The organism is Rothia sp. HMSC073B08 (assembly GCF_001812975.1).
Lineage (GTDB): Bacteria > Actinomycetota > Actinomycetes > Actinomycetales > Micrococcaceae > Rothia > Rothia mucilaginosa.
On the sequence record NZ_KV811056.1, the window covers coordinates 18,508 to 28,265 of the forward strand.

Annotated in this window: 10 protein-coding genes and 2 tRNA genes; 5 read left to right on the top strand and 7 right to left on the bottom strand. The window is 60.4% G+C overall.

Features of this window, described 5'->3' with window-relative positions:
* Positions 1-56: 56 nt before the first annotated feature.
* Entirely contained in the window at positions 57-938 is an 882-nt protein-coding gene (locus HMPREF2884_RS02540) for a di- and tripeptidase (RefSeq protein ID WP_070615341.1), read from the bottom strand.
* Between the two features lie 272 nt (positions 939-1,210).
* Here HMPREF2884_RS02540 and HMPREF2884_RS02545 point away from each other — a divergent pair, with 272 nt between their 5' ends.
* A complete protein-coding gene (locus HMPREF2884_RS02545; protein WP_070615344.1) occupies positions 1,211-2,272 on the top strand; it encodes an EamA family transporter in 1,062 nt (353 codons plus the stop codon).
* A gap of 199 nt (positions 2,273-2,471) precedes the next feature.
* A complete protein-coding gene (locus HMPREF2884_RS02550; protein ID WP_070615347.1) occupies positions 2,472-3,446 on the top strand; it encodes an EamA family transporter in 975 nt (324 codons plus the stop codon).
* A gap of 141 nt (positions 3,447-3,587) precedes the next feature.
* Here the strand turns inward: HMPREF2884_RS02550 and HMPREF2884_RS02555 are convergent, their stop codons facing one another.
* Together HMPREF2884_RS02555 and HMPREF2884_RS02560 are read right to left on the bottom strand one after the other, a co-directional pair.
* Entirely contained in the window at positions 3,588-4,376 is a 789-nt protein-coding gene (locus HMPREF2884_RS02555; RefSeq protein WP_070615350.1) for a spermidine synthase, read from the bottom strand.
* On the bottom strand, positions 4,376-5,146 hold the full coding sequence (locus tag HMPREF2884_RS02560; RefSeq protein ID WP_070615353.1) for a DsbA family protein: 771 nt from the start codon (positions 5,144-5,146) through the stop codon (positions 4,376-4,378). Before HMPREF2884_RS02560 ends, HMPREF2884_RS02555 begins: the two co-directional genes overlap by 1 nt.
* A gap of 303 nt (positions 5,147-5,449) precedes the next feature.
* On the opposite strand from HMPREF2884_RS02560, the gene HMPREF2884_RS02565 reads away from it, so the two are divergent.
* Together HMPREF2884_RS02565 and HMPREF2884_RS02570 are read left to right on the top strand one after the other, a co-directional pair.
* Positions 5,450-5,524, top strand: a tRNA-Thr gene (locus HMPREF2884_RS02565).
* A 107-nt stretch (positions 5,525-5,631) separates the two neighbouring features.
* Positions 5,632-5,898: a hypothetical protein gene (locus tag HMPREF2884_RS02570; RefSeq protein ID WP_049327025.1), complete on the top strand. Its 267-nt coding sequence runs from the start codon at positions 5,632-5,634 to the stop codon at positions 5,896-5,898.
* 111 nt (positions 5,899-6,009) lie between these two features.
* Here HMPREF2884_RS02570 and HMPREF2884_RS02575 read toward each other — a convergent pair whose 3' ends face one another.
* The 3 genes from HMPREF2884_RS02575 to HMPREF2884_RS02585 form a co-directional block, all read right to left on the bottom strand.
* The gene (locus HMPREF2884_RS02575) at positions 6,010-6,885 is read right to left on the bottom strand and encodes an HpcH/HpaI aldolase/citrate lyase family protein (protein ID WP_005507573.1); all 876 of its coding nucleotides are present in this window, start codon (positions 6,883-6,885) and stop codon (positions 6,010-6,012) included.
* Positions 6,886-7,208: 323 nt separating this feature from the next.
* Positions 7,209-7,748 carry a hypothetical protein gene (locus tag HMPREF2884_RS02580; protein WP_049349921.1) on the bottom strand — a complete coding sequence of 180 codons (540 nt, stop codon included), beginning with the start codon at positions 7,746-7,748 and terminating at the stop codon, positions 7,209-7,211.
* A gap of 231 nt (positions 7,749-7,979) precedes the next feature.
* The gene (locus tag HMPREF2884_RS02585) at positions 7,980-8,990 is read right to left on the bottom strand and encodes an NAD(P)H-quinone oxidoreductase (RefSeq protein WP_070615356.1); all 1,011 of its coding nucleotides are present in this window, start codon (positions 8,988-8,990) and stop codon (positions 7,980-7,982) included.
* 125 nt (positions 8,991-9,115) lie between these two features.
* Here HMPREF2884_RS02585 and HMPREF2884_RS02590 point away from each other — a divergent pair.
* Positions 9,116-9,203 (top strand) — tRNA-Ser (locus HMPREF2884_RS02590).
* 102 nt (positions 9,204-9,305) lie between these two features.
* On the opposite strand, the gene HMPREF2884_RS02595 is transcribed toward HMPREF2884_RS02590, so the two are convergent.
* The coding region (locus HMPREF2884_RS02595) for a hypothetical protein (RefSeq protein WP_210398934.1) at positions 9,306-9,758 on the bottom strand (453 nt) is incomplete at its 5' end.

Below are 9,758 nucleotides of genomic sequence, written 5' to 3' on the forward strand. Positions count from 1 at the left end.
AGCCGGGGTCTTTAGTGTGTTGGGTCTTTGCTATGTTCTGTTAGCTGGCGAGGATTTTAGCGGCCGAGCATGCGGCGGTGACCGGTTTCGGTGTCGTTGCCCTTGTCGCGGGTGAAGACCTTGCCTGCCGCCTTACCTGCGTCCTTGACGCCCTTGAGCAGGGAGCCAACCACGCCGGAGGGGTCTTCCGAACCTTCGCCGCCCTGTACGCGCGGTGCACGCGGGGTGATCATGAGCTCTGCGGGGAAGTAGGCGGGTGCGTCGCCGAATGCTTGGCGGGTGTTGCGCACGACGTCCTTGCCGAGGGCCAGGTTTGCGCCGCCGCCAACGACTGCACCCACGCCGAAGGGCAGGGCACGGCCGAGCAGTGCGCCGGTCTGGCGGGTCAGGAATCGGCGGATGAACATATTGCGGATGGTGCGTTCGACGCTGAACATCTTGCCGCCGGAGGAGTTGCCGAGCAGCATGCCCCACTTGTTGGAGACGCCGCTTGCCTTACCGGTCTGCAGGAGCACGGTGTTCATGAGCTGGGAGCCTTCGTCACCGAGCATGATTGCCATGACCATAGAGCGGGCGGTTTCGGCGTCGTGCACGTGCACGCCGTGCAGTTCTGCGACTGCCTGGGCGTAGAGGGCGGTGCGTTCGAGGTAGCCGCCGACTGCGAGCGCGGACAGACTCATGGAGGTGACGGTGCCTACGCCGGGCACGAATGCGGATGCGCCGGTGACGCCGCCGATGGCGGTGATGTCGCGCAGGTAGGTGCGGTCGAGGCGCTTGTGGATTTGTTCGGGGGTTTCGTCGGGGTGCGCTTCACGGAGTTTTTTGACGATGGACAGCGCGAGCGGTCGTTGCATGCGCAGTACGTTGTCGAGGGTGGTGGTTAGCGCGGGACGGGGGTTGCCGTCTTCATCGAATAGAGACTTCTTCGGGTCAAGCATGCTCTCAGTAAATCACGGCTGGGTGAATATTTCCTGAATATGGGGGCTGTGGTGGGGTTTGGGGGTGTTTTTTCACTGAGGGCGTGCGGGTGGCGTGCGGTTGGTTAGGGTGTTTTGGTCATTATTTGCGCCCATTTTTAAAGCGCGTAAAATTGTCCTAGATTACACACTATTCATTGTTTGCATAGTGCGTGACCTGTTTCACGACGATTCGGGGTCGCGCCTGATAACAGATAGCGGCTGACACCTCTTCTGGACTAATAAGGATTGCTATGACTTCTTCCACCCATACGCCCAATGCTGCGCGTTCTCCTGTGATGACTCAGGGGTTGGGTGTTGCGTACGCGACCGGCGCGATTATTTCGGCGCAGTTCGGTGCGGCTCTTGCTAAGCAGCTGATGGGCGATTTGGGCCCGTGGGGCGTGGTGACTCTGCGCCTGTTGACCTCCACCATTTTGATGTGGGCGTTTTTCCGCCCGCAGATTCGTTCGTGGACTCGCGCGCAGTGGCTGACAGTTATTGTCATGGGTATTGCCCTGACCGGCGCGAATGCGTTCTTCTATGTGGCGATTGAGCAGGTTCCGCTGGCGATTGCGGTGGCTATTGAGTTCATGGGTCCGCTGGTGTTGGCGACGGTCATGTCGCGCCGCAAGCTGGATTTGGTGTGGATTGCTCTGTCCTTTACGGGTATGGCGATTCTGACCGCTGAGTCGCAGGCGAAGCCGGAGGATTTCGCCCTGGTGGGTGTGTTCTTTGCGGTGCTGACCGCTATTTCTCGTGCCGCCTACATTCTGGCGACTGAGAAGGTGGGCGCGCTCATCCCGGGTATGGGTGGCATGGTCATGGGTAACGCTGTTTCGACTCTGCTGGTTCTGCCGTTCCCGTTTATTCTGAGTGGCAATAACCTGCTGAAGGTCACCCAGGATGTGAACCTGCTGGCTATTGGTTGCCTGATGGGTCTACTGGCTTCTGCTCTGCCGGCGCTGGGTGAGGTTTCTTCGCTGCGTCTGTTGCCCGCGCATATTTATAGCGTGGTGCTGTCCCTGGAGCCTGCGATTGCGGCGGCTGTGGGTATTGTGATGCTGTCGGAGCCGACCGGCCTGATCCGTTGGGTTGCTATTGCTCTGCTGGTGGCTGCGAGTATCGGTATTTCAATTTCTCACGCTCGCGCGCAGAAAAAGGCGCAGGAGGAAGGCACCATAGAGGATCCCGATCGCTACCTGCCCGGCGCGGTGGATGCCCACGCGGTTGATATTGCGCAGATGGCAACAAGTTCCATTACGCTTCCGTCGGCTGCTCAGATCAAGGCTGACCGTGAGGCGAAGGGCCTCTAATCTGCTGAACTGTAGCCGTGTCAACGGTTTCTAGCACCCCCGGGTGACGAGTAGGATAGTATCTCGTGTTGCCCGGGGGCGCGCTCTGTTAACTGCCTTTAACTGCGCTGGTCAGGTTCTTGCCCCCGCCCGAATCGATACGTCACCTGTACACCTTGAGAGATGCACCGCCTCCCTGTGAGGCGCAGGAAGGAGAATCATGCCGCATACTTCATCTCAACGTCCTACACTGGGCATTATGTTTGTGCTGATATCCTGCTCGTCGCTGCAGTTCGGTGCCGCGTTCGCGGTGACGCTCTTCCCGCTGTTTGGTGCTCTGGCTATTAGCGTCAGCCGCCTGGCGATTGCTTCCATGGTGGTGGGTAGCACCGTGTGGTTGGCGGCGCGTTGGCGTACCCGCCGCGGCGGCGAAATGCCACTGGGTGCGCTGTCTTGGTCGAAGGAGCAGTGGCGTGCCGTCATCATTTTCGGTATGACTTTCGGTCTGATGAACGGCTTCTTCTATTGCGCGATTGACCGCATCCCGATTGGTTTGGCGGTTGCGGTGGAGTTCTTGGGCCCGCTGGCGTTGGCGTCCATGCTGACGCGCAGGCTCCGCGACGCGGTGTGGGTGCTCTGCGCCCTGGCGGGCATGCTGGTGCTCGGCTATGAGGCGGCGGTTGGTAAGGATACCGATTACCTGGGTCTGACGTTCGCGTTGATTGCTGGCGTGTTCTGGGCTCTGTATATTCGCTCTAGTGCGAAGGTGGGTGCTCTGGTTCCGGGTGCGAGCGGCCTGGCGGTGGCGATGCTTGTTGGTGCTGCGTTTATTGCCCCGGTGGCGGCGGTTGTTCCGGCGCCTCAGCCGATTTGGAATGCGGCGCAGGATCCGATGCTGCTCCTCATGATTTTTGGTACCGCCATGTTCGCTTCGGTGATTCCCTATAGCGCGGAGCTGATGGCTCTGCGTAACCTGCCGGAGCGCGTATTTAGTGTGCTGATGAGTATGGAGCCCGCTATTGCGGCGATTGCCGGTTGGGCGCTGCTGAATCAGGAGACCGGCCCGATTCGTTGGGTGGCGATTTTCCTGCTGATGACTGCGAGTGTGGGTATTACGCTGACCACCACGAAGGGTGGTTCTCCCCAGCCGAAGGATGACGGCAAGGACCCCGTTCCCATGCCGCTACCCGAGTAAAGCCAAAGTCCCGAGTAAAAATCCAAATTCTGCCGGCGTACAGCGCGCGGCGTATAGAAAGCCCCTATAGAAAACTCATAGAGAAAACCGTTGAGGCGGGTACCGGCTAGGTACCCGCCTCAACGGTTTTGTATGTCAGGTTTAGCTCTCAGCCAGCTCGTCCAGCAGGTCGCGCAGCTCATCGGTGGTGAGCACCTCCGCCGGATGCGGGCCCAGGGCGTACAGCCAGTCCTGGGTGTCCTCGTCCAGCTCACGGGCGGTACCAACCAGCACGAGGTTGCCCTCGTTCTGCCCGCTAATCATGGAACTTTCGCACAGGCACCACACGTGATCGAAGACTTCCAGCATGGCGGTTGCCTGCAGCTGGAAGAAGGGCAGACCCGCGTCGTCACCCACGTTTATGGCGACCATGCCGCGCTCACTCAGGGCGTCCTTGAGTTCGCGGTAGAAGTCGCGGTTCGCCAGGTGGGCGGGGGCATCCATGCCGGTGAAGATGTCGAGAATGATCGCGTCGAAGCCGGGCACGCCCAGCAGCTCGGGCAGGTTCGCCAGCTGCTCGCGGGCATCCCCCACCACCAGCTGGCAGTTGGTTCCGGCGGGTAGCGGCAGGCGGTCCGTTACGAAGCCCACGAGCTCGGGTTCAATATCCACGGCAACCTGGCGGGAGCCGGGGCGGGTCGCCTGAATATAGCGCACGAGGGTGAGCGCACCGGCGCCCAGGTGTGCTGCGGTGATGGGTTCGCCGGCGGGTGCAAGCGCATCCACCGCGTTTGCGATGCGGCGCAGGTACTCGTAGAACACGTAGCCGGGGTCCGCAATATCCACGTGGGACTGCTCGGCGCCACCGATTTCGAGGACGTGGCCGTGATCGCTGAACCCGTCGGGGTGAATTTCGGCGCGCTGCCCGCCGGAGAGCTGAATGTGTGCCACTACTTCACGCCAGCTTCACGCTTGAAGGTGCTGACCAGGTCGTCCACCGAGGAGGAAGAATCCAGACCCTCAACGACCTTGTCGTTCACGGCGAAGGTGGGGGTGCCCTTCACACCAATCTTCACGGCGTGCTCGTAGTCGCGCTGAATGGGCTTGACGGTGTCGGAGGCGAGTAGGACCTTGTCGAATTCTTCGACGTTCAGGCCCAGTTCCTTGGCGTAGTCGTTGAAGAGGGTGCGCAGCTTGTCGCGCTCTTTGATGTTCTTCCAGTCGTTCTGGGTGTTGAAGAGCTTGTTCGCCATTTCGAGGTGCTTACCCTGAGCTGTTGCGGCTTCTACGGCGAGAGCGGCGGGTACGGCATTGGCGTGCATGTTCAGCGGCATGTGGCGCACGGTCACGTTCATGATGCCGTCAAGCTTCTTGGCGGCTTCTTCGAACTTGGGTTCTGCCTTGGCGCAGTAGGGGCACTGGTAGTCGGTGTACAGGGTTGCGGTGCCTGCACCGGGTACTTCGCGGTTGAGGCGGTAGCCGACATAGCCGTCATCGGCGGTTGCCGAGCCGCTCATAGAAGCCGAGGAATCCGCGGATGCCGAAGCGCTCGCAGTGGCGCTCGCGGATGCGCTTGCCGAGGTTGCGGCGGTGCTTGCCGAACCGCTCGCAGATGCCGATGCGGAGGGCTGGGAGGAGCTGGAACCGCATGCGCTCAATCCCAGGGCTGCGGCGGGCACTACGCCCAGCAGCAGGGTGCGGCGGTTGAGGGGTGAAGTCATGGTGGTTCCTCTCTATGGGGGGCGGCTGTCTGTGGTTGATGTGTCAGTGGTTGTTGGGCGCGGTGAGGCGCGATTAGCCGCCGTGGGTATAGGGTTTATTGTATGCCTCTGCCCTGAACATTCCCTATCTTCGGGCGGGTTTACGGGGTGAATGCAGTGCACACCATAGGCTCTCTGCCGTCTGCTCTCGGTAGCGGTCACGGTGCTGAAAGTAATTAGCCTCTCCCCCGCCTTTTTGGTACTATTGCGGGGTATGCACTGTTCGTCGGCTGCTTTCGGGCGGTTGGGAACGAACGCATATGTGCCTCTATAGCTCAGGGGTAGAGCATTTCCCTCGTAAAGAAAAGGTCGTGGGTTCGAATCCCACTGGGGGCTCCACATCCGCCGTAACGCGTGCCGGTTTCCGGTGTGTTGCGGCGGTTTTTAGCATCTGAGAGATGTCACGTATCTCGCAGGATGTCACCATCGATTTTTAGGAGATTCTCGTGTCTTCTCATTCCTCAAATACTCAGCGTCTGCAGAACCGTTCGCAGGGTGGTCGCGCCTCTGCGGACCCTGCACGCCCGATGAGCCCCACGATGCGTTTTGCTCTGGTGTACGTGCTGGCGCTGGTGGTTTCCCTGGCGGTGTGGTTCTTCTACCGTTCCGTGTATGAGGATGACACCTCGTTCCTGGTGCCGATTGTGATTTCTTTGGTGACTTCATACGTGTGCGCTCATGCGCTGACGGGCGGCAAGTCGCCCCGCAACTAGTAGCTAAGTTGTAGCGCGCCAGAGGTTTCAGGCAGACAAAAGCCGCACATCCTGTTCCCCGTTCAGGGGTTGGATGCGCGGCTTTTTACGCGTGTACTTTAGGCGAGCACCTTACTTGGATGCGCGCTGGAAGTCGCTGTCGGTCTTGCCCCACAGGCCGTAAACCTTGGCAAGTTCCTTGACCTTCTTTGCACGCAGGTAACGCGGCAGGTAGGAGCCGTCGCGGGGGCCGTCGAGGGGCACGTCGAGCATCTGGTGTGCTTCTTCGATTTCAATCTCGCTCGGGGAGAATGCGGCGTTGATGGTCTCGGTCTGGCGGATGTCGAGGGTAATCTTACCGGTCATGCCGTGGTCGTTCGCGTAGCCGCATGCCTTGGAGAGGTCGGCACCGTATGCGCCGAGGGTCGGGCCGTCGATGGGGCCGGGCAGACCACCCAGGGTGGAGGCGATGACCAGCTGCGAACGCACGTAGGCGAGCGCCATGGGGGTTGCGGAGGAGCCGGTGTCGCGGCGGTAGTCGCCTGCGCCGAATGCGAGGCGGAAAGTGCCGATGGCGCGCGCAATTTCGATGGAGTGGTGCACGCCGAGTGCGGACTCGATCAGCGCGATGATGGGGGTTCCGGGGGGCAGCTCGGCTGCGGTGCGGTCAATGTCGGTGGCGTGCTCTGCGGTGGCGAGCATGACGCCTCGCAGGCCCTTCACGTTCTTGAGGGCCTTGACGTCCTTCCACCAGTGTTCGGTGGTGATGGCGTTGATTCGTACCCATGCGACGACGCCGGAGTTGAGCATACGGACGACCTGTTCGCGGGCGGCGTCCTTCTCTTCGGGGGGGCAGCCGTCTTCGAGGTCGATGATGATGGAGTCAGCCTCGGATTCGAAGGCCTCTTCAAAAACTTCTTCGGAGGAGTTGGCGCGCACGAGGAGCCAGGAGCGTGAGAGGCTGGGGCGCAGCTGACGCGCACGCTCATTGCGGTGGAATTCAAACATGGTGTGTGACTTCTTCCGTGAATTGTATATGCAGTGGGTTGTGCCGTAGAGGGGCAGGAAAAAGCCTGCGGTTCTTCCGCGCGTACCATCGCATTGTGTCGTCACCTCCATTGTGACGGAACCGCATAAGAAGTGTCCTACACCTCTTCTTTAAGCCTATCGCCTGTTGAGGTGCACATCAAACTAGCTCACCTGTTAGTCACCGTTCGACTTTGCCCTGCTCACGTGGCGGACGCGGGTCAGGGTGCGGGTTGGGTTGCATTGTCAACGAACCTGCCCGCAGCATCCGGTGCGGATACTGCGGGCAGTTCAGAAGTTTACGATTAGGCTTCCACCAGTTGGGTGCGACCCACCGGAATACCGTCGTCGAAGGTCAGCTCGCCGGCGGCTTCCTTCTGGGCGCGCTGAATCAGACGTTCGGCGTCTTCAATGTGCTGGATGACGGTTTCCACGCGACGGTGCACGCTCACCTGGCGGTCGCATCCGGTAGCACAATTGCCGAAGCAGCGTGCCATGGCGAGCGCTTCGGCGCAGAGTGCCACGGCGTTACCTGCCTTGGAGAGGGCGCGGTTCAGGTCGGAGTAGGTGCCGAACGGGGAGGCGGGAATATCGCCGTCGCTGGGGGCGAGGCGGTGCGCTTCCATAGCGACTGCACGCACGCGCGGAATCAGGTCGGCGAGCGCGTTTGCGTCCGGCACGATGAGCTCAATCATGGAGGTGGACGAATCGGTTGCCGCTAGGCGTTCGAGGACCTGGTGGAAGCGGTCAATGCCGCGAATAAACCGGTCGTGGGATCGGCGCCAGATGCCTTTGCCGAGTTCGGCGTCGTCGCGGCGCGATTGCAGGTAGCTTTTAAGTCCCATATGTCCTCCTCTGCGTGGTGTGTGTGCCGTGTTTATTGGTCGGTGGAGGCTGCCGGTGATGGGCTCTGCGGCGACCCGCAAACCTCCCTATACTTAGGTTACCCTAAATCTCTTTTAGTGACGAGCTGTCAGCAGTCAGCTGATTATTTCAAACCCAGATTTTCTTCACGCCCCTCACGCGACGCTCCCCGCGGCGCCAGCCTAAAAAGGCACCGCGGGGCGCAACGATTTCTAGACCATGCGCAGCACAATCTTGCCGCGATGCTGACCCGAGTCGAAGTATTCGTGGGCGGCAGCCGCCTCCTCCATGTCGAAGATACGGTCCAGACCCACGCCAATCCTGCCGGATTCAATCAGCGGCAGCACGTGTTCACGTACACCGCGCAAAATCTCAGCCTTCTGCTGATCCGAACGGGTGCGCAGGCTCGTGGCGTGCACCGACAGGCGGCGGGAGAGCATATACCCCAGGTTCACTTCTGCTTTAGCGCCGCCCATCAGACCGATAATGCACAGGTGCCCGCCATCGGCGAGGGTGTGCAGATTGTCGTCCAGGTACTTTCCGCCCACAACGTCGAGGATGTAGTCGGCGCCGCGTCCGCCAGTTTCAGCCAGCAGAACTTCACGGAACGAATGTTCGGTATAAATAATGGGTTCCGCACCTAGTGAGCACACATATTCTGCTTTTTCCTCGGTGCCCACGGTTGCAAACACGCGTGTACCTACGGCGAGCGCCAGCTGGATGGCGTGCACACCGATACCGCCGGTACCACCGTGAATGAGCACCACCGCGGGTTCGCCGTCTTCCTTGAGGTTTTCGGCGGGGTTCATGCTCATGCCGCAGGTGAGCACCAGGTTCGAGTAGACGGTTGCCGCGACTTCGGGAATACCGGCGGCTTCGGCGAAGCTCAGCTGTTCGGGTACGGGTAGCACGTGGTCGACCGGTACGGTCACGTAGTCGGCGTAGCCGCCTCCAGGCAGGAGCGCCATGACGGGGGTGCCGCGGTTCTCTACGGAGGCGCCTTCGCCGACCGCTTCGATAATGCCGGCTACTTCGAGGCCGTAGATGGCGCTCGCGCCGGCGGGCGGCGGGTAGAATCCGCGGCGCTGCAGGGCGTCGGCGCGGTTGATTCCGGCGGCGTGAACGCGGATGAGAACTTCGTGGAATCGGGGTACGGGGGCGGGGACTTCGCTGATTGTCAGAGCCTCAGGTCCACCGTGACTGTTCTCAATAATTGCTCTCATGAGTCCTCCTCATTGCCGGAAGCACCATCGTTGGTGCGCGATTTACAGAAAGCTTATCGCATGAGATAATCTCGTAGTGCCCTGCGGCACGGTATTGCCATAAAATGCCGGTCTCTGGTGCGTATGGATGGTTGTCCGAGCGGCCGAAGGAGCTGGTCTTGAAAACCAGTAGGCGGTAACCCCGTCTCAAGGGTTCAAATCCCTTACCATCCGCGTTATAGCTTCTGCTCCACGTGTGGAGCGCAAAGAGCCCCGTTCCTCGTATTGAGGAACGGGGCTCTTCGCATATGCCGTTTCGAGTTACCGGGGGCGTCGTTAGTGTATGCCTGACAAGGCGTTTAGAAGCGACGTGACGAGGACTACGATACCGATGAAGATGCATAGCTCCAGCCCGTTAAGAATCAGACCACCGATGGCACGCGTACCACGCCGCCTTGCCGCGAACCCCAGCCAGATACCCAGGACATTCAGCACCGGCGCAACGAACACTACCCGCAGACCGCTTTCTCCAAGATCATGGAAAATCAACCAGCACCCTAGAAAGAACGTCAGCGGGCCGAGAGCGCCGAAAAGCAGGGAGAAGGTCGCTACCCTTTTACCGTCTTGTGCCCCTTGCACGTCGGAAGGTTGCTCGCTCGCAAGTTGCGACCAATCGTCCGTGTCGTCAACGTCGGCCTGGTAGCTGTCATTCGCCTGGTAGAGCTTGGCGTACTCGGGGTTGTTATCAAAATCTTCGTTATTTTGGGGTAGCTGCGACATCGCATCCAC